This window comes from Paraburkholderia sp. BR10936, assembly GCF_040965735.1.
GTDB classification, from domain to species: Bacteria; Pseudomonadota; Gammaproteobacteria; order Burkholderiales; family Burkholderiaceae; genus Paraburkholderia; species Paraburkholderia nodosa_A.
In genome coordinates, this window is sequence record NZ_JBFRCM010000012.1 from 116,573 (window position 1) to 141,399 (window position 24,827).

General features: G+C 63.0%; 23 protein-coding genes and 1 pseudogene. 15 read left to right on the forward strand and 9 right to left on the reverse strand.

What is annotated here, in order from left to right:
* Positions 1 to 77 precede the first annotated feature (77 nt).
* The gene (locus AB4Y36_RS24105; protein WP_368684306.1) at positions 78 to 1,397 is read left to right on the forward strand and encodes a tetratricopeptide repeat protein; all 1,320 of its coding nucleotides are present in this window, start codon (positions 78 to 80) and stop codon (positions 1,395 to 1,397) included.
* Here the strand turns inward: AB4Y36_RS24105 and AB4Y36_RS24110 are convergent.
* Positions 1,388 to 1,546, reverse strand: coding sequence for a hypothetical protein (locus AB4Y36_RS24110; RefSeq protein WP_368610199.1), 159 nt, complete (start codon positions 1,544 to 1,546; stop codon positions 1,388 to 1,390). The genes AB4Y36_RS24105 and AB4Y36_RS24110 overlap by 10 nt on opposite strands.
* Here AB4Y36_RS24110 and AB4Y36_RS24115 point away from each other — a divergent pair.
* Together AB4Y36_RS24115 and AB4Y36_RS24120 are read left to right on the forward strand one after the other, a co-directional pair.
* A complete protein-coding gene (locus AB4Y36_RS24115) occupies positions 1,545 to 2,729 on the forward strand; it encodes a TIGR03118 family protein (RefSeq protein ID WP_368684307.1) in 1,185 nt (394 codons plus the stop codon). The two genes, AB4Y36_RS24110 and AB4Y36_RS24115, sit on opposite strands and share 2 nt — an antisense overlap.
* 158 nt (positions 2,730 to 2,887) lie before the next feature.
* A complete protein-coding gene (locus AB4Y36_RS24120; protein ID WP_368684308.1) occupies positions 2,888 to 4,093 on the forward strand; it encodes an NAD(P)/FAD-dependent oxidoreductase in 1,206 nt (401 codons plus the stop codon).
* Positions 4,094 to 4,189: 96 nt separating this feature from the next.
* Here AB4Y36_RS24120 and AB4Y36_RS24125 read toward each other — a convergent pair whose 3' ends face one another.
* Positions 4,190 to 4,705, reverse strand: a complete 516-nt coding sequence (locus tag AB4Y36_RS24125; RefSeq protein ID WP_069262168.1) for an Rrf2 family transcriptional regulator — start codon at positions 4,703 to 4,705, stop codon at positions 4,190 to 4,192.
* A 198-nt stretch (positions 4,706 to 4,903) separates the two neighbouring features.
* Here AB4Y36_RS24125 and AB4Y36_RS24130 point away from each other — a divergent pair, with 198 nt between their 5' ends.
* From AB4Y36_RS24130 to AB4Y36_RS24145, 4 genes are all read left to right on the forward strand, one after another.
* Positions 4,904 to 5,284 carry a BON domain-containing protein gene (locus AB4Y36_RS24130; protein WP_069262167.1) on the forward strand — a complete coding sequence of 127 codons (381 nt, stop codon included), beginning with the start codon at positions 4,904 to 4,906 and terminating at the stop codon, positions 5,282 to 5,284.
* A gap of 163 nt (positions 5,285 to 5,447) precedes the next feature.
* Positions 5,448 to 5,732 carry a hypothetical protein gene (locus AB4Y36_RS24135; RefSeq protein ID WP_368684309.1) on the forward strand — a complete coding sequence of 95 codons (285 nt, stop codon included), beginning with the start codon at positions 5,448 to 5,450 and terminating at the stop codon, positions 5,730 to 5,732.
* A 420-nt stretch (positions 5,733 to 6,152) separates the two neighbouring features.
* On the forward strand, positions 6,153 to 6,446 hold the full coding sequence (locus AB4Y36_RS24140) for a phasin family protein (protein WP_368603194.1): 294 nt from the start codon (positions 6,153 to 6,155) through the stop codon (positions 6,444 to 6,446).
* Positions 6,447 to 6,500: 54 nt separating this feature from the next.
* Positions 6,501 to 6,698, forward strand: coding sequence for a hypothetical protein (locus tag AB4Y36_RS24145; protein WP_028204658.1), 198 nt, complete (start codon positions 6,501 to 6,503; stop codon positions 6,696 to 6,698).
* Between the two features lie 58 nt (positions 6,699 to 6,756).
* On the opposite strand, the gene AB4Y36_RS24150 is transcribed toward AB4Y36_RS24145, so the two are convergent.
* Positions 6,757 to 6,924 carry a hypothetical protein gene (locus tag AB4Y36_RS24150; RefSeq protein WP_176732827.1) on the reverse strand — a complete coding sequence of 56 codons (168 nt, stop codon included), beginning with the start codon at positions 6,922 to 6,924 and terminating at the stop codon, positions 6,757 to 6,759.
* 198 nt (positions 6,925 to 7,122) lie between these two features.
* Between AB4Y36_RS24150 and AB4Y36_RS24155 the strand changes: the two genes are divergently transcribed.
* The 3 genes from AB4Y36_RS24155 (at position 7,123) to AB4Y36_RS24165 (ending at position 8,525) form a co-directional block, all read left to right on the forward strand.
* Entirely contained in the window at positions 7,123 to 7,716 is a 594-nt protein-coding gene (locus AB4Y36_RS24155; protein WP_069262164.1) for a DnaJ domain-containing protein, read from the forward strand.
* 83 nt (positions 7,717 to 7,799) lie between these two features.
* The gene (locus tag AB4Y36_RS24160; RefSeq protein WP_069262163.1) at positions 7,800 to 8,129 is read left to right on the forward strand and encodes a hypothetical protein; all 330 of its coding nucleotides are present in this window, start codon (positions 7,800 to 7,802) and stop codon (positions 8,127 to 8,129) included.
* 99 nt (positions 8,130 to 8,228) lie between these two features.
* Complete coding sequence (locus tag AB4Y36_RS24165; protein WP_069262162.1) at positions 8,229 to 8,525, forward strand: H-NS histone family protein; 297 nt, start codon at positions 8,229 to 8,231, stop codon at positions 8,523 to 8,525.
* A gap of 37 nt (positions 8,526 to 8,562) precedes the next feature.
* On the opposite strand, the gene AB4Y36_RS24170 is transcribed toward AB4Y36_RS24165, so the two are convergent.
* The 3 genes and pseudogenes from AB4Y36_RS24170 to AB4Y36_RS24180 all read right to left on the reverse strand — a co-directional run bounded on the left by AB4Y36_RS24170 (position 8,563) and on the right by AB4Y36_RS24180 (position 14,361).
* Positions 8,563 to 9,324, reverse strand: coding sequence for a YoaK family protein (locus AB4Y36_RS24170; RefSeq protein ID WP_069262161.1), 762 nt, complete (start codon positions 9,322 to 9,324; stop codon positions 8,563 to 8,565).
* A 2,228-nt stretch (positions 9,325 to 11,552) separates the two neighbouring features.
* A pseudogene (locus AB4Y36_RS24175) lies at positions 11,553 to 13,469 on the reverse strand (SMP-30/gluconolactonase/LRE family protein).
* Between the two features lie 214 nt (positions 13,470 to 13,683).
* Positions 13,684 to 14,361, reverse strand: a complete 678-nt coding sequence (locus AB4Y36_RS24180; protein WP_256094511.1) for a TetR/AcrR family transcriptional regulator — start codon at positions 14,359 to 14,361, stop codon at positions 13,684 to 13,686.
* A gap of 389 nt (positions 14,362 to 14,750) precedes the next feature.
* Between AB4Y36_RS24180 and AB4Y36_RS24185 the strand changes: the two genes are divergently transcribed.
* The 5 genes from AB4Y36_RS24185 to hydA all read left to right on the forward strand — a co-directional run bounded on the left by AB4Y36_RS24185 (position 14,751) and on the right by hydA (position 21,938).
* Complete coding sequence (locus AB4Y36_RS24185) at positions 14,751 to 16,016, forward strand: Zn-dependent hydrolase (RefSeq protein ID WP_069262157.1); 1,266 nt, start codon at positions 14,751 to 14,753, stop codon at positions 16,014 to 16,016.
* A gap of 123 nt (positions 16,017 to 16,139) precedes the next feature.
* On the forward strand, positions 16,140 to 17,534 hold the full coding sequence (locus AB4Y36_RS24190; RefSeq protein WP_368684310.1) for an NAD(P)-dependent oxidoreductase: 1,395 nt from the start codon (positions 16,140 to 16,142) through the stop codon (positions 17,532 to 17,534).
* A 62-nt stretch (positions 17,535 to 17,596) separates the two neighbouring features.
* Positions 17,597 to 18,874: an NAD-dependent dihydropyrimidine dehydrogenase subunit PreA gene (gene preA / locus AB4Y36_RS24195; protein ID WP_368684311.1), complete on the forward strand. Its 1,278-nt coding sequence runs from the start codon at positions 17,597 to 17,599 to the stop codon at positions 18,872 to 18,874.
* Between the two features lie 59 nt (positions 18,875 to 18,933).
* The gene (locus tag AB4Y36_RS24200) at positions 18,934 to 20,436 is read left to right on the forward strand and encodes an NCS1 family nucleobase:cation symporter-1 (protein WP_069262154.1); all 1,503 of its coding nucleotides are present in this window, start codon (positions 18,934 to 18,936) and stop codon (positions 20,434 to 20,436) included.
* A gap of 44 nt (positions 20,437 to 20,480) precedes the next feature.
* Positions 20,481 to 21,938, forward strand: a complete 1,458-nt coding sequence (gene hydA, locus AB4Y36_RS24205; RefSeq protein WP_368684312.1) for a dihydropyrimidinase — start codon at positions 20,481 to 20,483, stop codon at positions 21,936 to 21,938.
* A gap of 42 nt (positions 21,939 to 21,980) precedes the next feature.
* Here the strand turns inward: hydA and AB4Y36_RS24210 are convergent, their stop codons facing one another.
* The 3 genes from AB4Y36_RS24210 to AB4Y36_RS24220 are packed head-to-tail and all read right to left on the reverse strand — an operon-like array spanning position 21,981 to position 24,796.
* Complete coding sequence (locus tag AB4Y36_RS24210) at positions 21,981 to 22,835, reverse strand: lipase family protein (protein ID WP_368684313.1); 855 nt, start codon at positions 22,833 to 22,835, stop codon at positions 21,981 to 21,983.
* Between the two features lie 21 nt (positions 22,836 to 22,856).
* Complete coding sequence (locus AB4Y36_RS24215) at positions 22,857 to 23,636, reverse strand: phosphoribosyltransferase (RefSeq protein ID WP_368684314.1); 780 nt, start codon at positions 23,634 to 23,636, stop codon at positions 22,857 to 22,859.
* A gap of 41 nt (positions 23,637 to 23,677) precedes the next feature.
* Positions 23,678 to 24,796 carry a patatin-like phospholipase family protein gene (locus tag AB4Y36_RS24220; protein ID WP_368684315.1) on the reverse strand — a complete coding sequence of 373 codons (1,119 nt, stop codon included), beginning with the start codon at positions 24,794 to 24,796 and terminating at the stop codon, positions 23,678 to 23,680.
* Between the last annotated feature and the right edge of the window lie 31 nt (positions 24,797 to 24,827).

The following is a 24,827-nucleotide window of genomic DNA, read 5'->3' on the forward strand; positions in this document are numbered from 1 at the left end:
CGAGCGCTGGCATAGTCGATGCGTTCACGCCGATCGCCAGTTGGGCCCAGCCAACTGCAGCCGAATCGAGGTGCAACATGTCGAGCCTTCCGGATCGCAGACCCGCGGGTCTATCGCATGTGTTGTTTCTGATCGGGTTGATCAGCCGCTTGCCAGGAGTGGCGTGGCCTTTTGTGCTCCCCTGGATCATCCTGGTCCTGGCCGGTCCCTTTTGCTGGCTCGTCATCTCCGGCGCGCTCACCCAACATGTGCTGGTGCCTCCGGTGGAAACACCGAAAGCGCTGGCCGACACCGGCTATACCCCGGAATTCCTGGCAGAACGAATTCTTGCGGCGATGCGCGGAATCAGCAGCGACAGCGACGCGGTTCCGCACGATGTATCGCTGGCCGATAACGACAGCCCCGATATCAAGCTGCCCGGTGAGGACATGTCCTATGCTTCGATCGTCGGCTTTCTGAAATCGACGCTGTTCAGGAACAAGCAGGACGTGGTCGTCCATATCGGCATTACACATATGAACGGCAGCGCAGATGCCTATGTCGCGCATATTCAGATCGAAAACGGGCCATTCAACGCCATGCACGACGACGTTGCGTTCACCGGCACTGATTTCAACCAGTCGATGCGGGACATCGCGATCGAGGTCATGCGGCTCGTCGAACCGAATACGCTCGCGAGCCATGTCTTCGCAGCGGTGCAAAAGACACGGTGTTCGCCGGGCCAATGTGACTACAGCGAGGTCGAAGCCATCTATGACGATGTCCTCGGCCGGCCGGGCTCCATGCAACACCAGTGGGCGCTCGCTGGAAAAGGCTGGCTGCTGCTGCGGCAAAACCGCTCCGAGGAGGCGGAGCAGCAGTCGCGCGACGCGCTGTTGCTGTATCCGCACTCGGCCGTCTTGCGGGCGAATCTCGGCATTGCGCTCGAGCAGGAGCGGAGAATCGACGCCGCCATCGAGGAGCTTCGTGCAGGCGCTCACGAGCGGTGGAGTACCGCAGAGAACCAGCGCTTGCTCGGCGACGTCCTGTTGCACGCGCACCGGTATGCCGAAGCCCTCAGCGCGTTCCATCGCGCAGATGAAATGCACCGCGACGATGTGAACATCCTGCACGACTGGGGCGAGGCGCTCATCGACAACGGACAATACGATGCGGCGATCGTCAAACTGGCGCACGCGGTGGAACTTCGTCCCGATTTCGCGCCCTCGTATGAACTGTGGGGGCAGGCGCTGGAAGGCGAAGGCGATTTCTCTCATGCCGCGCAAAAGTATGCCGAAGCGGACAAGCGCGACAGCGGCGCGCTGACGCCGCACGAGAAGCAACTTGCCATGCTCGGTACGCCGCGCAGATTGCCGCCGGTATCGGCAAGTTTGCAGGCACCGGATCGTCACGCATAGCGCTCGTTGCCCGCCGCGGATTTTTCGCTAGCTAGTTCAGTCATTACGATCGCCCGCGGAACAAGCCCCGTTTCTTCGCTGGAATAAACGCCGCATCCTCCTCGTTCTTTGTCCGTTAGCCCTTTGGACTGAACGAGGAGTGCGGTCATGAAGTCTCTACTCGCCGTATTCGGCGTCGTAGCATGTGGCGCGGCCATCGCGACGCTCGTGTCGTGTGGCGGCAGTTCCGGTTCCAGCTCGGGCTCCAGCAGTGCGAGCGTGCCCGTCCCGTCGACGTTCACGGCGACGGCGCTCGTTTCCGATGGTGCGGTGGCGGCCGCGCACATCGACGGGAATCTGAAGAATCCGTGGGGTGTCGCCTTCAATCCGAATGGCTTTGCCTGGGTCGCGGACAACGGCACCAATGTCGCAACGCTCTATGACGGCAACGGCGTGCCGCAATCGCTGATCGTCGCGATACCCAACGGCAAGAACGGCACGGCATCACCCACGGGCATCGTCTTCAACGGCACACAAAGCTTTACCGTGACGGAAAACGGCAAGTCAGGCCTCGCGGCGTTCATCTTCGCGGGCGAGGGCGGCACCATCACCGCGTGGGCGCCGGCGGTCGGGCCAACCAACGCATTCGTCATGTACGACGACGGCACGGGCGGCGCAGTGTACAAGGGGCTCGCGCTCGCGACGATGAACAACGCGAACTTCCTCTACGCGACCGACTTCCATAACAACAAGATCGACGTTTTCAATACCTCGTTCAACAAGGTGACGGTGCCGGGCGGCTTCACGGACCCGGCGATGCCGGCCGGCTTCGCGCCGTTCGGCATCCAGGCGATCGGCTCGAATCTGTTCGTCACCTATGCGATGCAGGACGCGGCGAAGCACGACGATGTCGCAGGCGCGGGGCTTGGCATGGTCGACATGTACGACACGGCCGGTAACCTGAAGCAGCGCTTCGCGACGGGCAGTCCGCTCGACGCGCCATGGGGCATTGCACAAGCGCCCGCGAACTTCGGCTCGATGAGCGGCGCGATTCTGATCGGCAATTTCGGTAATGGCGCGATCAACGCGTTCAATGCATCGAACGGCCAGTCGATGGGGCCGCTCAACAGTTCGAACGGCAATGCACTTGTTGAGCCAGGCGTGTGGGGCATTGCGTTCGGCAACGACCTCGGCAATCAGCCTTCCAATACGCTGTTTTTCGCGGCGGGGCCGAATGACGAAGCCGATGGCGTGTATGGAAGATTCGATCTGAATGCGACTTCGAACCCAGCCACGACCACGGGCACGGGTACCGGCACAAGCACGGGAGCAGGGACGGGCATGGGCATGTAGCGCCCGGCCACACGGCATCGTTGTCTGATTCGTCAACAGTGCGTCCCCAAAAGGGGGCTTGCGCGATTAAACTACGACTCATAGAATCCGAGTTATGCGTAGCGCGGGCGCGGCGCGAGTCCACCGATATCACGTATCCCTGCATTGGAGAAGCACACATGTCGAAGCGTATTCTTGTTATTGGGGCCGGCTTCGCCGGCATGTGGAGCGCGCTGAGCGCGGCGCGGCTGCTCGATCAGCAGGGGCGTACGGACGTGGAGATCACGCTGGTCGCTCCGGATCCGCATCTGCATGTCCGTCCGCGCCTGTACGAAGAAGGCCCCGCGAACTTCCGGGCGCCGCTCAAGGAGATCTTCGATGCGACTGGCGTCAAGTTCATCCAGGGCACGGTGGAGCGCGTTCACGTGGAGCGCCGCGCCGTGGATCTGACCGATGTCGATGGCCGGTCCTCTACGCTTGGCTACGACCGCCTCGTGCTGGCTACTGGCAGCCGGCTGTTCCGCCCGTCGATCCCGGGCCTGGCCGATCACACCTTCAGCGTGGATCAGACCGACGAGGCGGTCGAACTGCAAGCGCACATCCGCAGTCTGGCCAGCCAGCCGGACACGCCCGCGCGCAATACCGTGGTGGTGGCGGGCGGCGGATTCACCGGCATCGAGACGGCCGCGGAAATGCCGGCACGCCTGCGCGCGGCGCTGGGCGAGCAGGTGAACGTGAAGGTGATCATCGTCGAGCGTAACGATGCGATCGGCCCCGACCTGGGCGCGGGCCCGCGTCCCGTTATCGAAGAGGCGCTGGGTTCGCTCGGCGTGACCTCGAAGCTTGGTTCGGGTGTGGCTTCAGTGGATGCCGGCGGCGTCACGACAACGGACGGCCAGCGTATCGAATCGCACACGGTGATCTGGACGGCCGGGCTGCGCGCGAGCGCGTTGGCCGCGCAGATTCCGGGCCGCCTCGACGCCTTGGGGCGTCTGTATGTCGATCGCAATCTAGCGGTGGAGGGCGTGCCCGGTGTCTACGCGACGGGCGACGTCGCCCGCGCAGCCACCGACGACGAAGGCAATCACACGATGATGTCGTGCCAGCACGCGATGAACCTGGGGCGCTCGGCAGGCCACAACGCGGCCGCCGATCTGCTCGGCCTCGCTCTGATTCCGTATAGCCAGCCGAAGTACGTGACCTGTCTGGATCTGGGCCCGTGGGGCGCGGTCTACACGGAAGGTTGGGAGCGCGAAGTGAAGTTGCAGGGCGCCGAGGCGAAGAAGCTCAAGCACCGGATCAACTCCGAATGGATCTATCCGCCTCGCGCGGACCGCGAGCAAGCGCTCGCCGCCGCAGATCCGCTGCGCATCGTGGTTGCCTGACCATTCAGGATAACGACGGATCTGATTGGACGCGGAAGCCTCGATGGAGGCTCCGCGTTTTTTTGCATGCTGGAAGGGCTCGCAACGCGACGGTCGTTACCCGCGCCGATTGGCAGCGCGCTCGGTGAACCAGTCGACCACGTGATGGTGGTAGCTGGCAGGCGCCTTGGAATACGCGCGGGTGGCGAGATCGGCAAGCGAGTGTTGCTTGAGCTCCGCGCGCATGGCGCGCTCGGCGCCCTGCATCACGGCATGGATCGAGCAGGTGCCGCGTGTGGCCCATGCGGGCGGCTCGTCGTCGAAAACGGCACATTGCCGGCGTACTTCGCGACAGTCGAAGAGCGCTTTGTCGCCGTCGATGGCGTCGACGACATCCAGCACCGAAATATTGCGCGCGGGTTTCGCGAGTCTGAAGCCGCCGCGTATGCCTTCGGTCGACTCGACGATGCCGGCTTTGGCGAGGCGCGTGAAGAGCTTGGCCGCGTAATCGACGGGCACGCCCTGCATTTCCGCCAGGTCGCGTACGCTCGCCTCGCGCACGCCGGCGGACGTGCCGGCAAGGTAGAGCAGGCAATGCAGCCCGTATTCGACGCCCGTGCTGATGTGTGACATGGTTATACGACGACTTTTTGTATCGGAGTTGTTAGGGTAGCGCAGTGCGGCGCCGAAGTCATCCGCTGCATCAGCGTGTGCGCTCGGGCAGGCATCGGGGCGGCCCAGGCCATCGTGAACGCGACGCATGACTTCCTGTGCGAACATACGCTCAGAGGTGGCGCTTTTCCTCGGTTGACTCGACCCGATGGAGGCAGCATGAACAGAAACGGTGCGAATGGAACGATCGGCGCGATGGTGTTCGTGGCTATCGCGAGCTGCGCTGCCAATGCGAACGCGCAAACCGGCGTGAGCGAGCCGGCCGGTGCGGCCGTGCAAAGAGTCTCGGCATCGACGCCCGGAAGCCGGCCGGATACCTCAGTGGTGCGTGACGTTCGCCGTGCCATCAGGCGCGTGCCGGATCTCGACGATTCAGACATTCACATTCGGGTCAGCCATGGCGTCGTCACGCTCTCGGGCACAGTCCCGGAGACCTGGCAGATCTCGCGCGCGGGCAATGCGGCGAGGCCGGTGCTGGGCGTGACGGCCGTGAGGAACCGGTTGACGGCCCAGAAGGGGGACGCCGCGGCCAGCGAGTAGTGCGCCGCCCGCGCTTCCACCCGAGGCAACGCCCTTGGAAGGCGACTCCCGATCTGTCCTTCCCCATGCGAACGCTCCCCGGAGCCAGTTCAAACTTGGCTTGCGCTGACGCAAAATACTGTATAAATTCACAGTATGTGTTTACGTCCAGTAGGAGCGTCGCATGGAATCGCTAATTCGCATTGTGAATGACGAAGACCGTCAGGCGTTTGAATGGCTGGTGGCAAATGTAGGGGCGGATCGGGTCGCCGCTGCGACGCGGCGACTTGCTGGCGGGGGGAAGCGGCCGTTCGTTTCCGCGCTGTGCCGATACCTCGGTGCATGGCCACCTGCTGCGCGTCGTGCCCGCAAGGTCGAGCCGGTTCATACGGCCGTTGGCGATCTGCATCTGGCGCGCATACGCGAACTGCTTGCGCAACGCAATGCGGTGAAAGTCGCCGCGCATTGATATTCCCGCTCCCGTTGTTTGAGGGCGCAACAGCGCCGCACTCACAATTGCGCTTGCGATGAATCCTCATCGCAAGCCGTATCTTGTTTGACGTCTTTCGTCATCTGACTGCGCGAAACCTGTGGTTCGTCTGTTCTTGTCTGACCGGCCGAGATTCAGGCTGACAAGTCAACGGTTTGCAAGCCTGTTCGACACTTGCCGCGGCCATACTGCGGTTCAGCGCATCTGCGTAATGAATTGGGGAAACTCCTGACTCAACTAGCATTCATGAGACGGATTTAACAAAGTTAGAATCAAGGCTCTAGTTCGACTCCGGCATTCGCTTTCGCATGGGCAATGCCAATTGCGTTGAAAAGCCATACATCAATCGCGGTCGATGCAGACATAACGATTAATGAAATGCGCAGAGGTTAAATTAGTATGTCTAATCAAAAATTCGCGGCGGCGGGAAGCGAATCGTGGGCCGTAAAGTTGACTACGTTGACCGGTCATCTATTCGATGGTGTTTGTGAACTCTCACGCCTGAATCTCGCGACTTGCAGGTCGATATTCGCTGGTTCGCAACAGCACTTCGAAGGCATGTTGTCCGTCCAGACGCCCGAGCAATTCGTCCGCAACCAGGTCGAGCTATTGCCGTGGGTTGCTTCACAGGCGGCCGGGTACACGCGCGCATGCATGGACATCGCTTCGGAGACTGCGGCGAAACTGCGGTAGCTCGCAGTCGCGAAGAAGCGTGATCAAAACAGGATCAAGCGGGAGGGAAATAACATGTTGAGCCCCCACGAACTTGCCACGTTGATGCTGATAAAGAATGCACCAGGGCGGATCGAGCCCGACCGGGAGGAACTCGGTGCGCTTCGCGATCTGCACCTCGTCATCGTCGATACGCCCGAATCCGGCTTCCCTACGCCCCGCGTGACGCCTCAAGGCGATGCGCTCCTGAGAGCGGTCGCCCGAGTGCGCTGATTGGCGGTCGAGACCGCATAGTCTGTCACACGGACGGGCTATATTCAGAGTGCGTTGCTCACAATTGGGTTGCGATCCGCATGGATCCGAGGAGGCTGACGTGGACCAGTCCTGGCTGGGTATGGCTGCCGGCACGATCGTGCTCGTAATAGCCGCAGTTGGTGTCGCCGCTCACTATCGGCGCGAACGGCGCAGGGCCGATTTGCTGCGCAATCTCGATCACCACGAGTGGTGTCGCTGGACCCGGGTTCGACGCTGAGAACCCGGGTGCTGCGCGCTGGCGGCGCGGGCGGATTTCGATATCCGCGGCTCGTTTGCTTAGGACAATTGATCGGTTGCCGGCTGGCGATCGTCATCGCACGCGCGGTGCGTCCGCGGACGACATGCTACGATCGACCGCATCTCACTTCCATTTGTGCGAGCCATGGCGACGTTGTATGACTTGCTGGGCGTAAGCGACGACGCGAGCGACGCGGAAATCAAGCGGGCCTACCGCAGGGCCGCGATGAAAGCGCATCCCGACCGTAATATGGGACGCGAAGCCGCTGCGCATGCGCAGTTCCAGGAGATCAAGGAGGCTTACGCGATTCTTTCCGATCCGGCGCAGCGCAGCGTCTATGACGCAGTCTATGCCAAGGAGATGGGGCGTATGGCCCGCGAGCGGGAAGAAGAGGCGCGCTTGCAGGAGGCGGCGCGTCAGGAGGCCTATGCGCGGCACGTGAGCGTGGCCATGCGCTTCGCGGAGCAGGGCTACAACCGCGACGTCGTATTCGGCGCACTGCTCGCCAGTGATTGCGATTCCCGACTCGCCGGGCGCATTGCCGACGGCGCTATCGCACTGCACCTGTCGCGTCAGGCGGACAGCGCCGCGCCGCGCAATGCCGGCGCGCCGGAAGAAGCCGTGCCGCCGTCTTCATCGCACGGCGCAGGCGACGAGGAATCGCAAAAGTCCGACGATCGTCGTCACGCGAACCTCTTTAGTGCGATCTGGCACGGTATGTTCGGGTTACATCCCTGAACGTGTGCCGCTGTCAAAATGCGCCGAACAGGCAGGAGCGGGGGTACGATAGTGATCGACATACTACTCAGCGTGGCCACCCTATGACTTCGAATTCACATGCCGCCCGCGATGTCGACACAGAGGCATTGGCAACCTTGTCCGAGTACCTGGAAATTGCACTCGACAAGGGAGGAAGCCTGATTCTCGTTCGAACGCCTGGCGGGAAAAGCGAGGTCTATCTGGGCGATCCCGCGCTGCTGCCGGAAGACTGGGCGCACCTCGGCGCGATTCCGGAGCCGGTGGCTCGCGCGATACTGGAAGGCACGCGCTCCGGGCTCAACGAACTGACTATCCAGGCGCAAAGCTATCGTTTCGTGCGGTTGTTCGCCCAGGTTGCCGATGCGGGGGCAATTGTCTTCGTCACGGCCTGAGCGATCTGCTGCCGCGAATGCCTTGCGATCACGTTGGAAGGCGGTGTGAGCGAAAGCCACTATGATTAGCGAATGGTGTCCACGCGCAGGAGACGATTCGTGGCAACGTACAAGGAACTGAAGGCGCAACTCGCGGAACTCGAGCGTCAGGCGACCGTCGCCCGTCAGCAGGAGTTCGAGACGGTTCTCGCCGATATCCGCGCAAAGGTGGCCGAATTCGGGTACACGCAGCAAGACATATTTGGTAGTCGTCGCGGCAGGTCGGGGCTTTCGCATAGCGCGGCGCCCCCGAAATATCGCGATCCCGCAAGCGGTGCGACCTGGTCCGGCAGAGGACGCGCGCCGAACTGGATCAAGGACGCGAAGAATCGCGACAGGTTTCTGATAAGCGAATGAATTGCCCGGTATCTGCCGCCGGCGACCGACGTATTCCTCAAAAAAGATCGCGCAGTGGCAGGCGGCGCAAATCGTCGGTAACCGGGACGCTCGCGAGAATCACCAGCACCATCGACAAGGGAACGCCCGCGGCAAATCCAAAATACCGGAAAGCCACTGCGCCCAGCGTTCCGCCAAGCAAAAACATGCCGAGCAGGGAGCCGAGTACGCGTACCCGCTGCATGTCCGCCGCCACGTGATGCGACGCCGAGGACGGCACGCCCCAGTTCCAGTAGAGCGCCTTCCCAAGTTCGATTCCCAGATCTGTCACGATGCCGGTCACATGCGTCGTGCGGATTTCGGCGTGCGAGATTTTCGTGATCATGGCGTTCTGCACGCCCATGATGTAACAGAGCACGGCCACCGTCAGCGGCACGAAGAGAACGCGATGGATGCCGAGATTCGCGCCGAGCGCGGCGAAGCAAAGGAGCAGGGCGGCTTCGAGCAGGAGCGGCAGCGCATAGACGCTGCGCGCGCAACGGCGGCGCCCCCAGTTGATCAGAATGGCGGAAGTCGCGGCGCCACTCGCAAAGGCAAGGATGGAACTGATGGCGGACAACGCGATGCCGCTATCGCCAAGCGCGGTGCTGTCGGCAAGCGACGAGACGATGCCCGACATATGCGACGTGTATTGCCCAACGGCGAGGAACCCGCCGGCGTTGATGGCGCCTGCGACCCAGGCCAGTGCACGGCCAAGCCGCAGGTTGGCCTGCTCGGTGCGTTCGACAGAGGTGAAACTGCGCAGATAGTGAATGGGCACGACGGCGTTCCGGGCTACGAGCGTCGAAATGCACAGTGTACGACGCGGACCGATTGCACGGCCCAACGCCATCTGGCGTTTGGGGTGCGGTCGTTTGCCGCAGGGCTCGCCACGTTGTCATGAATTCGTGTAATCCGCTTGCATAGGCCTTTTTTGCGCGAGCCCCGGGTCTCGATCGAGCGTCGGCAAGGTCGAACGGGCGGCAATCCACGGTGCGCAGGCCGGTGAGGTCGTTCAGGTTTGCGCTTTGGGCATCGTCTGGACGATCAATCTGTAAAGATCGTTGAAATTGTCCTCGGTCTCCAGACTCTCGAACCGGATCGCGGTTCGCGCCGAACGCCTCGTCGATCTCCACCCCGTCCCATACGGTCAAATAACGTTGCGCGCCGGGCAGGATGACGGACGCTTCCAGGTGCCGGTGATCGGCGTAGAAGTCGGCGTAGCCGTACCGGCTCGGGGAATTCGTTGATGTAGTAGGGCATCGCCCGCAGCAGCATCGCGCTGCTTGGGCCGAAGCCGGACGCCATGCCGTCGACCACGGCACGGCGATTCGTCACCGTGCCGATACCCATGCGAACTGTCCCGGGAGAGCATGAATACGATCAAGGCGTGCTCGTCGGCGTCAGGATCGGTGGTTCGTACCCGCCTGTGTCTACCGCGAAGCCCGCTTTGGTCGTGCCGCCTACGCCCGGCGAGCCAGAGTGGTTCGCAGCCCCAGCAGGACCGGCGCCGTGGCGCGCGCCGCTGCCCGTGCCGGACACGCCTGGCGGACCGTAATCGTTCGCAACCGGCTCGGCAGCCGGCCTTGCGACGGAAACCGGAGGTGGACGCGGTACGCTCTGCGGCGGCGCGTAGTTCGCAACCGGCGCACTGGGTGCCGGGGTGGTTGTGCCTCGGATCGACGTAGTCACACCCGGTGGCGGGGCATTGTCGGTCCTGGCTGGAGTGGGTATCACCAACGCATTCGGACGATAATCCGAATAGGGCGCGTGCGGCGGTGGGTTATATGCATTGGTAACCGGCGCGTTTACGATCGGCGCCGGCGGAGGAGGCGGCACGATTTCGACCATGGCCGTCGCCGCACTCATGCGTGGTGAGCCGCGGCCCAAAGGTCCACCCGGGCCGCCTGCGCTTGCGCTACCTGAAGAGCTACCCGCACTCGAGCTACCGCCGCCTGCACCGGCGCTACTTCCGCCGGCGCTACTGCCACCGGAACTACTGCCACCGGAACTGCCTGCGCCGGAACTGCCTGCGCCGGAACTGCCTGCACCGGAACTGCCTGCGCCGGAACTGCCTGCACCGGAGCTGCCTGCACCGGAGCTGCCTGCACCGGAGCTGCCTGCACCGGAACTACCTGCACCGGAACTACCTGCACCGGAACCACCTGCACCGGAGCTGCCTGAGCCTGAGCCTGAGCCTGAGCCTGAGCCTGAGCCTGAGCCTGAGCCCGAACTCGAACCAGAGCCTGAACTTGACCCAGAGCCCGAGCCCGAACCTGACCCGGACCCGGACCCGGACCCGGACCCGGACCCGGACCCGGACCCGGACCCAGAGCCGTGGCCACCGCCCGCACCAGCACCGGCTCCTGCGCCACCGCCGTTGCCGCCGCCATTGCCGCCGCCGTTGCCTCCACCATTACCGCCGCCGTTTCCCCCGCCATTACCGCCGGCCGCACCATAAGCCGCACCCGACAGGGCCAAAGCGAGCACCCATACCACGGTCTGCTTCGTTGATCGGTTCATCGTTCCCCCTATTTCTCGTGCAAGCCACTTAAAACGCCCGACTTGCCCGCGCAAAACCGCTCCGCGCGTTGTTCAACAGGCGCGCAAGCGATGTACCTCGACGCGCTCCCCCGGTGCGTGTCGTCGGCATGGTTCAGAAGAACTATCTTCGTTGCGACTTCGCTTCTCATTAGCGGAACGCAATGATGTATCGCTGCAGAATACGGCGATTAGAAGGCTACGCCTTCGCTGACTTGATTCGCATGACGAATCAATACCATTCATAGGCCTTGAAGACTCGGTAAACGACGTCGCCTGTAGGTGGATTGTCCGGGCTGGCAGCTGGGATGGGCCAGGTTGGCGAAGAAATGCTAGCGAATGGCGTTGGTTCGGCCAAACAAAGCGCTTTCAATAAACGCTTTCAATTAAGCGAGAAATCGGCCGCGCGCAGATCAGAGCGCGGTCGTGAGACCGTGCAACCACGCTAATTGCGTTCCAGAACAGGCGTTACGGGTGCCAGCGATAGACCACGACGCTCGATCCGTTGTAGTTGTCTTTCGTGACGACGTACTCGCCGGTCGAGCGCAGGTATGCGCGAATGCCATACATCGAATCCACGTCGTTGCCGACATCCATCGCCGTCGGGTTCGAGTTCGTCAAGGTCGTGACGAGACTGCCGGTGTTCAGGTCGAACACGTCGATATTCGGCACCGTATGCACGTAGCCGACGAACAGGTAGTGGCCCGCTGCCGCGAGCGATTTCGGATTCGCGCTCGTGAGATCGATCACCGGGCTCGGCGCGCTCGTGTTGCCCGCTTTCCAGCCGTGATAGATCTCGATGTGCCCGTTCATGGCTGTCCAGTCCCAGCTTCCCGCAATGCCCTGCGCGAGGATCATCGTGTCGCTGTCCGACTGATAAATGATGCGCGTGAGCGGGCGCACGGTTCGCGGGATCTGGATCGTGCTGGCGGCGCCCCATGATGGCTTGCCGTTCGCGTCGAAGCCGGTCAGCGGGTAATGGTAGATCTGGTTGGTTCGGTCGAGCCCGGCCCAGACGTCGCCATTGCCGTCGATCGCGAAGCCGCCCGTCACCTTCGTATTCGTATTGAACGCCTTGCCGGGAATGGACCCGTCGGGAATGGCAATGTACCCGCTCGACGGCTGGAAATGAAAGAAGTTGAAGGTGTCGGGATTCTGCCCGGAGGCGACGAGAATGCGGTTGCCGCCCACCACCACGAGTTGCCCGAACAACTGCCCGCGCTGATAGTCGTTCATGTTCAGGCGCGGGTCGGCCGGCCAGCTGAACGGATCGATCGTATTCGCTACGAACGCGCCGCCTGCTGTACCCGTGTAGATGGTGTTCCCGCTGTAGAAGTCCGCGCCATCGGTTGCCGGGTCGGGCGCCGCGATCGCCTCGAAATTGAGCGCTTGCAAAGTCCACTGCAGCGTGCCCGATGAGTTCTACGAATGAATGTCGGTGCTGCCGTTGCGGCCGAGGTCCCAGTCGCCGCCCCATGCGTTATTGAGCACATACAGATTGCCCGCTGCATCCTTGCCGATACCGACGACGCGCGTGAAGCGCTTGTCGCCGACCTGCCCCTTGATGCCCGTCGTGGTGTCCAGATAGCCGCCCTGCACGCCGAGCGTGCCGACCAGCGCCGGCATGCCGGTCAGGGCATAACACTTGATGTTCATGTCGGGCCCCTCGTCGCCAACCAGTAGCCGGTTCGTCGGTGCGTCGAAATAGAGTGCAGAGGGCCGGGCGCCAGCGGCCATCTGGATCGTGCTCATCGGCGTGCCGGCTGGGCTGAACTGTGCGACTACACCTGCGTTTTCGCGCGCGACCCAGACGTTGCCTGCACCGTCGATTGCGAGTGCGCCGGGTTGCTGGACGCCGATGTCGCGCTGCCAGACGCCGTCGGTCGTGTAGACCCGCACGCGGTTGCCGTAGTAGTCGCTGGCGTAGAGGAGTGTGCCCGCTGTCGCAAGACCGGTAATCACATCCGCGTTCTGGATGCCGGTCCAGGTGCTCACGGCAATGCGAAGCTCGCGCGTGTTCGAGCTTCGGTTGTAGCGGCCCACCGATCCGCTGCCGTACGCCCGGCTATAACCGAGCGCGACGAAGATCGACGTCGCGTTGCCCGTGATCGCACTGCCCTGGAACTCGTCGTGTGCGCCGATGGTGCCGAGCGTTGCGCCGTTCTGATAGCGCGCGACGCCGCCCGCGTTTTCGTCCCAGCGCGATGACGTATAGATGACACCCTCGGGCGCGACCCACATCGAGCGCGCGCCGTTACCGACGTGTGCGACGAGCGTGCCGAAGCTGTTGGCGAGCCAGTCGGTCGTGTATTGCGCATGACTGGCGGGCGCAATGGCGGCGACGAAAAGACCCAGCCATGCTGCGCGAATCCGGTTGTTGAACATGCGCTGGGCTTCCCATAGACATCGCGCCGCGATGGCGTGAATCGCGGCGCATAAAGTGACCGATGTAGAAGCTACGCCGCAATCGGGAGGTCGTGCTGTGTGAGCGCGTGTACCTGTTGATGCAAGGCGGCACGATCAGCAAAGGACGCGTTGCGTCATGTCGTGATTCGATGCTCCATCGGAGCCACGCAACGGCACACCGTTGCCGCTTCGCTCAATGCCCAGGCGAGCGCGCGCCGCTCGCGCGCAAAATCAACCGCACCACTTCCTCGGTACTCGCTTCGAACCCCGCCGATGACAGCGCGCGCTTGCCCGAGAGCGCGCGAATTTGCGCCTCGAAATCGGCATAGTGCTGCGTGGTCGCCCAGATCATGAAAAGCAGCGTCTTCGGATCGACGGGGGCGAGCAAGCCTTCGGCAATCCAGCGGTCGATCAGCTTCACGCGTGTTTCCATCCACGGCTTCACACGTTTGAGCAGGATGTCCTGCATATGCGTCGCGCCGCTGATGATCTCGTTCGCCCACACTTTCGACCCGAGCGGTCTGCGCCGCGAGAGTTCCATCTTCGCGCGCACGTAGCCACCAATGGCCTCCACCGGATCGTCGCTCGCATCGAACGTGTTGGCGGCCGCGTTCCATTCCTCGAACAGATCATCGAGCACGCGCCAGTAGAGCGCGAGCTTGGTGGGGAAGTAGTAGTGCAGATTCGCCTTCGGCAGGCCCGCGCGCTCCGCGATCAGCGCCGTGCTTGCGCCTTCGAAGCCTCGCTCGGCGAACACGGCCTCCGCGCAGGCGAGCAGATGCGCTTCGTTCGACTCGCGAATGGCGGCTTTGCGTCGGCGCGGCTTGTGCGTTGCGTCAGCGGCTTCCCGTTCGTGAGCCGTGCCGCGCATCGCGTGAGTCGCGGCTCGCGTGGTGGGTTCGTCGTCGCGCATGATGGTCAGTCCGTTCAGTAGGGAAGAGGCGGCGCACGGCTGCCGCGCCCATGTCGGCTTCATTGTAGTCACGATGTAAGCGCCTCGTGCATTCACCGCTCTCGGGGAAAACGCGCGGAGTGCTGGCGCGTTTTTCGCGCACTGCAGCATCGATGGCACGCTTCTCGCTGGTAACACCGCATTGAATTCGCGAAGTTTATCGTCTACAACCTGTCCAATCGGACAGGATTCGCGGGGCGAGGTTTTGGGAGTCGCGATGCGCCAATCGAGCGTGCACCGCCATGGCGCTTCCCGCCCCAGAAGGTGGCAAGAATGCACGTTTGACGAACACGGACAGGAGGACACGCATGAACGCAGTAAGCGAAGCCGCGCTGACGACCGCGATTCACGTGAACGGCCAGCGTTTGTGGGACAGCCTGATGGAGATGGCGAAAATCGGTGCCACGCCCAAGGGCGGCGTGTGCCGTCTCGCGCTCACCGATCTCGACAAGACAGGGCGCGATCTCATCGTCCAATGGGCGAAAGAGGCCGGCTGCACGGTGAGCGTCGACCAGATGGGCAACGTGTTCATGCGCCGCGCGGGGCGCAACAACGACCTGCCGCCGGTGATGACCGGTTCGCACGCCGACTCTCAGCCCACGGGCGGGCGCTTCGACGGCATCTATGGCGTGCTGGGCGGCCTCGAGGTGATTCGCTCGCTGAACGATCACGGCATTCAAACCGAGCGCCCCGTCGAAACCGTGATCTGGACCAACGAGGAAGGCTCGCGTTTCGCGCCGGCCATGGTCGCCTCCGGCGTGTTCGCGGGCGTCTTTACGCTCGACTACGGCCTCTCACGCAAGGATATCGATGGCAAGACCATCGGCGAGGAGCTGCAGCGCATCGGCTATGCAGGTGAACTGCCGTGCGGCGGCCGCAAGATTCACGCGGCGTTCGAACTGCATATAGAACAGGGGCCGATACTCGAAGCCGAAAATAAAACGATCGGCGTCGTCACGGACGCGCAGGGCCAGCGCTGGTACGAAGTCGTGCTCACGGGGCAGGAGGCGCACGCGGGTCCGACGCCCATGCCGCGCCGCCGCGACGCACTGCTGGGCGCCTCGCGTGTCGTGCAACTCGTGAACGAAATTGGCCTGCGCCACGCGCCGCTGGCCTGCGCGACGGTCGGCATGATGCAGGTGCATCCGAATTCGCGCAACGTCATTCCGGGCCGCGTGTTCTTTACCATCGATTTCCGCCATCCCCAGGACGACGTGCTCGCGCAGATGGACGCCGAGCTGCGCGAAGGAATCGAAAGGATTGCAGAACAAGGCAAGCTCGAAACGCAGCTCGAGCAGATTTTCTATTACGCGCCGGTGCCGTTCGACAAGGCCTGCGTGAACTCCGTGCGCGCAGCGGCGGAGCGCTTTGGCTACTCGAACCGCGAGATCGTTTCGGGCGCGGGCCACGACGCGTGCTATCTCGCGACGGTCGCGCCGACTTCGATGGTGTTCGTGCCATGCATCGACGGCATCAGTCACAACGAGGTCGAGGACGCGACGATCGAATGGATCGAGGCGGGCGCGAACGTGCTGTTGCACGCCATGCTCGAACGCGCGAGCGAACCCGGCTGACGCCGTTGACGCCAAAGCAAGCGGCCTGAGAGCCGCGCTGTCTTTCACGCTTTCCCCACGTACCGGCTGCGCGAGCCATGCACAGCCGGCGGACCCGTGTTTTGCCTCGCAAGGAGCATCCGGATGTCCCAGCCCAACTCGAATGCCGCCGACGGCATCGCGCCTGGCCGCCTCACGGCCGAGCAACTCGGCTGCAACTTTGCCGATGTCGCGCCGCCGCTCTCGCCCAACGCAGCCGTCATTGCCGCCGACCGCTGCCACTATTGTTACGACGCGCCGTGTGTGGCGGCTTGCCCGACTGGCATCGACATTCCGGGCTTTATCCGCAAGATCGGCAACGGCAATCTCAAGGGCGCGGCGCGCGACATATTGAGCGCGAATCCTCTAGGCGGCACGTGCGCGCGCGTGTGCCCGACCGAAATTCTCTGTGAAGGCGCTTGCGTCCGGAATCATCAGGATGGCGAACCGGTTAGGATCGGCGCTCTTCAGCGCCATGCCACCGACTTTCAGATGGCGCGCGAAGCCGCTGGTGCGCCGCCGCTCTTCAAACGCGCGAGTGATACGGGACGGCGCGTTGCCGTGGTCGGGGCCGGACCGGCGGGGCTCGCCTGCGCGCATACGCTTGCGCTCGCGGGGCATCGCGTGAGCGTGTTCGACGCGGGCGAGAAGCCAGGCGGCCTCAATGAATACGGCATCGCGGCGTACAAGGTCGTCGACGATTTCGCGCAGCGCGAGGTGCAATGGCTGCTTTCCATCGGTGGGATCGAAATACGTCAGGGCCAGCGGCTTGGCCGGGACATCACGCTTACGGAATTGCGAGCGGCGTATGACGCCGTGTTCATCGGCGTGGGACTCGGCGGCACGCAAGCGCTTGCCATTGAAGGCGAAGCGCTCGACGGCGTGCGCGACGCTGTGGAATTTATTGCACGCCTGCGCGAAGCCGACGATCTTTCCACGCTGGCGGTGGGCCGCAAGGTGGTGGTGATCGGCGGCGGTAATACGGCCATCGACGCCGCTGTGCAAAGCCGCAAGCTGGGCGCGGAGCAGGTGATGCTTGCGTATCGCCGCGGCGCGGCGCAGATGAGCGCCACCTGGGCCGAGCAGGAATTCGCACGCGCACAGGGTGTGGTGCTGGTCGAATGGATGAAGCCGCTGCGCATCACTGGCGACACCCGCGTGCAGGCTGTGGAGTTCGAGCGCACGGCGCTCGATGCGGGCGGCGCGTTGCGCGGCACCGGCGAGATCGCGCGTGTGGAAGCCGACATGGTCCTGAAAGCCATTGGCCAAAAGCTCTTGCCCGAAGGCCTGGTTGGCCTCGACGCCCTGCAACTTACTGCAGGCGGCGCGCGTATTGCCGTGGATGCAGACGGTGCGACCTCCATCGAAGGCGTCTTCGCGGGCGGCGACTGTGCGGGCCATGGCGCAACCGATCTCACCGTGCAGGCCGTGCAGGACGGCAAGCTCGCCGCGCGTGCAATCGACCGCTACCTCGCGAATCAGTCCGCCAGAGCCGCTTGAACTGCGCAGTTCGATCCAGCCGAACGACACACCGAATCCAGACAATACGAAGGAGTCGCATCATGGCCGACCTGCGCTGCACGATTGCCGGCATTGAATCGCCGAACCCATTCTGGCTCGCCTCCGCGCCGCCGACCGACAAGGCCTATAACGTCAACCGCGCTTTCGAGGCGGGTTGGGGCGGCGTGGTCTGGAAGACACTCGGGCTCGACCCGCACGTGGTGAACGTGAGCTCGCGCTATGGCGCCACCACGTGGCGCGGCCAGCGCATTGCGGGGTTGAACAACATCGAGCTCATTACCGACCGGCCGCTCGACGTGAACCTCAAGGAAATCGCGCAGGTGAAGCGCGACTGGCCAGACCGGGCGCTCATCGTCTCGCTGATGGTGCCGTGCACCGAGCAGGACTGGAAGTGGATCTTGCCGCAGGTGGAAGATACCGGCGCCGATGCGGTGGAGCTCAATTTCGGCTGCCCGCATGGCATGAGCGAGCGCGGCATGGGCGCGGCCGTGGGGCAGGTGCCCGAATACATCGAAATGGTCACGCGCTGGGTGAAGGAGGGCACGCGCCTGCCTTGCCTCGTGAAACTCACGCCCAACGTGACCGACATACGCCACGGCGCGCGCGCGGCGATGAAGGGCGGCGCGGACGGCGTCTCGCTCATCAATACGATCAACTCGATCGTGGGTGTCGATCTCGACGTAATGGCGCCGCTGCCGACTGTGGATGGAAAAGGCACGCACGGCGGCTACTGCGGCCCCGCGGCGAAGCCCATTGCGCTGCACATGGTCGCGGAAATCGCGCGCGACCCGCAAACGCACGGCTTGCCCATCTCCGGCATCGGCGGCATTTCCGACTGGCGCGACGCCGCCGAATTCATCGTTCTGGGCGCGGGGAGCGTGCAGGTTTGCACCGCCGCGATGCACTACGGATTCCGAATCGTCAGCGATATGATCGACGGCCTCTCCAACTGGATGGACGACAAGGGCTACGCGAATCTCGACGCCATTCGCGGCCGCGCCGTGCCCAACGTCACCGACTGGCAGTACCTGAACCTGAACTACGACATCAAGGCGCGCATCGATCAGGACCGCTGCATCCAGTGCGGGCTCTGCCATATCGCCTGCGAGGACACCTCGCATCAGGCCATCACCGCCACGCGCGACGGCAAGCGTCACTTCGAGGTGGTCGACGCCAACTGCGTCGGGTGCAATTTATGCATGCACGTCTGCCCGGTCGACCAATGCATCACGATGGAGCGCGTCGACTCGGGCCGCTACGCGAACTGGACCACGCATCCCAACAACCCGGCGCGCGTGGCCGATCCGAAAGCCGCCTGACCCATCGAAACAGAACTGAACCGAACCAGACCAACGACAAGTCACGGAGAACTGCAACTATGAGTCAGCCATTGACAGGCGACGCCAGCGCGCGCCGCGCCGAAAGCGAGTTATACAACGACGATCTCGCGCCAACCGGCGCAGCGCAGCGCACGTGGCGCTGGTATCACTTCGGGGCGCTCTGGGTGGGCATGGTGATGAACATCGCCTCGTACATGCTCGCGGCCGGACTCACCGAGCAGGGCATGTCGCCATGGCAGTCCGTGCTCACGGTGCTGCTCGGCAATCTCATCGTGCTCGTGCCGATGCTGCTGATCGGCCACGCAGGCACGAAATACGGCATCCCCTACGCGGTGCTGGTGCGTTCCTCGTTCGGCACGCAGGGCGCGAAGCTGCCCGCCATGCTGCGCGCCATCGTGGCGTGCGGCTGGTACGGTATCCAGTCGTGGCTCGGCGGCAGTGCCATCTATACGCTCGCCAATATCCTCACGCACAACGCACTGGTGGGCGACGCGCTGCCGTTTCTCGGCATCTCGATCGGCCAGGGCGCGTGCTTCCTCGTGTTCTGGGTGCTGCAACTCTATTTCATCCTGCACGGCACTGATTCGATTCGCTGGCTCGAAAGCTGGTCCGCGCCCATCAAGGTCGTGATGTGCGTGGTGCTCGTGTGGTGGGCCTGCTCGAAGGCGGGCGGCGTGGGTTCGATGCTCTCACAGCCTTCCCAGTTTGCCGCTGGCGGCAAGAAGGCGGGGCTCTTCTGGGCGACGTTCTGGCCGAGCCTCACGGCCATGGTGGGCTTCTGGGCCACGCTCGCGCTCAACATTCCCGACTTCACGCGCTTCGCGAAAACGCAAAAGGACCAGTTCGTGGGGCAGGCCATCGGTCTGCCCATTCCGATGGCGCTGCTTTCGGTGGTCTCGGTCGTCGTGACTTCGGCCACGGTGGTGATCTACGGCAAGGCGATCTGGGACCCCATCGATCTCACGAGCCGCATGGAAGGCGTGGGCGTGGGCATCGCGCTCGTCATTCTCACGCTCGACACGATGTGCTGCAATCTCGCCGCGAATCTCGTCGGCCCGGCCTACGATTTTTCGAGCCTCTGGCCCAAGGCCATCTCGTACAAGGCGGGTGGGCTCATCACCGCGGGTATTGCCATCGTGATGATGCCGTGGAAGATTCTCGCCACCACTCAGGGCTACATTTTCACCTGGCTCGTTGGCTATTCGGCGCTGCTCGGACCCGTGGCGGGCATTCTCATCGTCGATTACTTCCTCGTTCGCGGCACGCGCCTGAATACGGCTGAGCTATTCGAAGAGAACGGCGAATACGCCTACTCGAACGGCTGGAATATGGCGGCCGTCATCGCGCTGGTCCTGGGTGTGCTGCCCAATCTGCCGGGCTTTCTCAACACCGCATTTCCGAGTGTGTTTCCGTCCGTGCCCGACGCGTTCAAAAGCATTTACACCTATGCGTGGTTCGTGGGGCTCGCGATTGCGGCGCTCGTCTACGGCGTGATGATGAAGCTCGGCAAGAGCCGGCGACCGAGCGTGGCGAGCGCGTGAGTCGTGGCAGCGTGAATTCGTTCAACTGAAGGAGACTGGGCATCATGGCGATCCTGATTCGAGGCGGCACCGTCGTCAATGCGGACAAGAGCTGGCGGGCGGACGTGCTCTGCGAAAACGGCGTGATCCAGACCGTGGGCGAAAACCTCGACGCGCCCGCGGGCGCGACCGTGGTCGACGCAGGCGGCCAGTATGTGATGCCGGGCGGCATCGATCCGCATACGCACATGGAACTGCCGTTCATGGGCACGACGGCGAGCGACGACTTCTACACGGGCACGGCGGCGGGCCTCGCGGGCGGCACGACGTCGATCATCGATTTCGTGATTCCCAATCCGAAGCAGCCGCTCATGGACGCGTTTCGCGAGTGGCGCGGCTGGGCCGAAAAAGCCGCCGCCGACTATGGCTTCCACGTGGCGGTCACGTGGTGGGACGACAGCGTGCATCGCGACATGGGCCTGCTCGTGAACGAACACGGCGTGTCGAGCTTCAAGCACTTCATGGCGTACAAGAACGCCATCATGGCCGACGACGAGATTCTCGTGAACAGCTTTGCGCGTTCGCTCGAACTGGGCGCGCTGCCTACTGTGCATGCCGAGAATGGCGAACTCGTCTTTCAGTTGCAGCGGCAACTGCTCGCGCGTGGCTTCACGGGGCCCGAGGCGCATCCGCTTTCAAGGCCGCCCGAAGTCGAAGGCGAGGCGGCGAACCGCGCAATTCGCATTGCGCAGGTGCTGGGTGTGCCCGTGTACATCGTGCATGTTTCAGCGAAAGACGCGCTCGAAGCCATCGCCCGCGCGCGCAGCGAAGGGCAACGCGTGTTCGGCGAGGTGCTCGCCGGGCATCTGGTGATCGACGAGTCCGTGTATCGCGACCCGGACTGGACGCGCGCCGCCGCCCATGTGATGAGCCCGCCGTTCCGCACGAGAGAGCATCGCGACGCGCTCTGGCGCGGGCTGCAAGGCGGGCTGCTGCACACCACGGCGACCGACCACTGCGTGTTCTGTGCTTCGCAGAAGGCAATGGGCCGCAACGATTTCACGAGGATTCCGAACGGATGCGGCGGCGTGGAGGATCGCATGGCCGTGCTGTGGGATCAGGGCGTGAACTCGGGCCGGCTCACGCCGAACGAGTTCGTGCGGGTGACCTCCACGAACGCCGCGCAGATCTTCAATCTGTATCCGCGCAAGGGCACGGTGGCTGCCGGCGCCGATGCCGACCTCGTCGTGTGGGACCCGCAGGCCACGCGCACGATCTCGGTGAAGACGCATCATCAGAACGTCGACTTCAACGTCTTCGAAGGCATGACGGTGCGGGGCGTCCCCACGCATACGGTCTCGCAGGGCGAACTCGTGTGGGCCAACGGCGATCTGCGGGCGCGGCGAGGTGCCGGGCGTTACCTGAAGCGGCCTGCGAATCCGGGCTATCTGCAGGCGTCGCGGCTTGCGAAGAGCTTGAAGGAGACGCAGCCGGTGCATCGGGAGGGGGATGCGACCAGTTAGGCGAGAGGGCTCGGTTAGTCTGATCGACGGCAGCGTGCCGTTTCAGGGGACGAGAATTCTCACGTAGTTGATCGGGGCGTGATCCGCGAGGTCACGCACCATGACGTCACCGATGCGCCACGCGTATTGGAGCAGATAGTCCTCCCGGGCGGCGGCGCGGTCCGCTTGCACGAAAGCATCGTCGGCGTGCGGAGCCAGGTTGCCTTCGTGCGTGATGTAGTTCGACACTCCCGCGTGAGCGTATCCTCCAATGGGCGGTGGCAAGTCGGTGACGAGATCGCAGCAGTCGACATAGCGCCTGATGCCGACCGGGCCAAGGGTGGCGACAAACGTCGCGTCGCCTACGCGTGGCGAACCGAATGTCACGAGGGCGTTGGGCGTGCAAAGGCTGGCAAAGAGCGTCGCGATGGCCGCACCGAGGCTATGACCTGTGAAGATGAGCTGTTTTCTCGTCGGCGCGGTCTCGTTCAACCAGTTGCCGACTGCTTCGCGCAAGCCGCGGGCGGCGCCTGCAAATCCAGCATGAACCTGACCGGCGCTTTCCGTCCACTTTGTCATGCTGATTTTCAGGTCTGTTGCGATATCGGTGAGTGACTGCGGTTCCGTTCCGCGGAACGCGAGCACGGCGAGGCCATCGGAGCGCCTCACGGCGCCGAAGCCATGCGTGTCGTCATCGGCATTGTTGAAGGGAACAGCGCTTTCGAAACCCACGAGGGCGAGCGCTTGTTCGAGCCGCTGAAGTTCAGCGCCGCCTTGTTCGTAGCGTATATAGGCAAGCCGCGCGAACTCCGCGCACAGCCCGTCGATTTCGTAGTTGCTACCGGCAGTGAACACTGTAGGCCTGAGCTGCGGTGAGTTGAGCGCGTCGCGTGATGGGTCGTAGGGGATAGAGCACATGTGCACCTCCGTGTGCAACCGCTAATCAAAAGCGCTGATTCTGTATCGCTTGTTGTTAATTGTTTTATACACAATGGAAAACGGAAATTTGCTCAGAATGAGGCCTATCAGAAATTCGTTGTTGCAGTAGATCTCCTCTGGCCCGAAGGCCTGGATGGTATCCAATAGCGAGTGTTGATCGCCCTTGAATTCCACGTGGCAATCCACCTTCCATTCCTGTTTCAGGTTCAACGGGTAGGCGAGATCGTCGATGGCCAACGTCTTCTTGTAGCGTTGATCTTCCAGTAGCGCCGCTTCTTCCTTCACGAAATCATCGAGGCATTGGCGGCTGGTGACATACCGCTCCCATGGCAATACTGCGCGCACCGAAGAGCAATCTTTGTAGTGGTCCGCATCCGTTCGACTATCGACGTGGTGCACCAGCGTCAGCACTTTGATCAAAGACTCGTCTTTAACAAACGAAAGCAAATACTCGTAGCAGTTGGCCAGCGTATATCCAACGCCGGCAACATCGTCCACCAGCAGGATTCTCTTGCCTTCCTTGACGCAGGCATCGACAAGATCAAACACTTTCTTGTTGTTGATTTCAGCTTTCGCTTCCCCACGATCGTAGTGTACGAAGTCGACGGGCAGGCCCAACATCTGCGAAAGCATCAGGGCCGGTATGGCGCCTCCGCGCAAGATGCCGAGTATCAAACCGATGTTTTCCCGAACCAGTTGCTCTCTTTTGGACAGGCAAAAGGTCTCTATGTCGTCGTAGCCATAGAAGTAGACGGGAAGTCGGGCAAATTCCGTGTTCACCTGATTTCGTTCCTTTCACCTACAGTGTTACGCCAGGCGCTTTACTGCGTGTGCGATCCGCTGACCTGCTTGAGCGTCGGATCGAGCAGCGCAGCCTTGACGTCGAGCGAAGACGTTTGCCCGAGATTCGCATAGTTCGTTTTGAGCCACACGTCCGCTACCTCGCGTCCACGATCGAACAGCGTTTTGAACAGCGACCAGGACGTGCTGCTCTTGGAGACGAATCCGAACTGCGCGAGAAAGTCGTCGTCGCGAATCAGGTGAAACCGGACGGTCTTGAAGCGGCTTTGGCTAGCGGCTTCCTCGCCAACCGAGTCGAGCACGCGGTTGACGGCTTCGATCGCGTTGATCTCCAGCACCACGGAAGCATTGAAACCGATTTCGTTGAGCCGGTTCAGAATGCCGCGCGCATTTTTCGGCGGCATGTCGTGGCGCCTGAACGGATTCACGAGGATCAGGATCAGGTCCTGGGCATGGGCGATCAACGGCGCCAAAGGCGGATTGCCCAGATAGCCGCCGTCCCAGTACGGTACACCGTGGAGGTTCACGGTGCGGAATTCGCTTGGCAGGCATGCGGAAGCGCGCAGCACGTCGACGGAAATTTCGGGTTGCGTAAAGAGGGTGCGCTCGTTGGTTCGCACGTTCGTCGCGCAGATGAAAACCTGCGGGCGCCCGTTCTTCGCGTTGAGCGTGGAGAGATCCGTTTCCGTGAGCGAGGAGCGGATCACCGGGCCGAGCGGATCGCGATAGAAGGGATTGTTGTAAGGCGAAGCGACGAGTCCCACGATCTCCGAGAAGATGGCGCCAGGACTCCAGTCGATATTCCAGCCGCCAAACGGCCCCGGCTCGGAAAAGCCGAAGAGCGCATTGCCGGCCCGCTCCCCGGCGCGCGACACCGCTTCCCAGAAAGTGCGCAGTTTCTCGCGCGCTTGCGTGACTCCCCCGCTGGCCAGGCCCGCCGCGCAGAGCGTCGCGTTGATTCCGCCCGCGCTCGCGCCGCTGATCGCCTCGACACTGAACGGCGTGCCTTGCGATGTCGATTCCAGCAATCGATCGAGCACACCCCACGTGAAGGCGCCATGCGAGCCGCCGCCTTGCAGGGCAAGCGCGACTTTGGGGCCGGACTGCTGCACGCCGCTCGTGGATTCCGCTGTCGCCATGGCTCCTCTCTCGTCGTCATCGCGTTGCCGG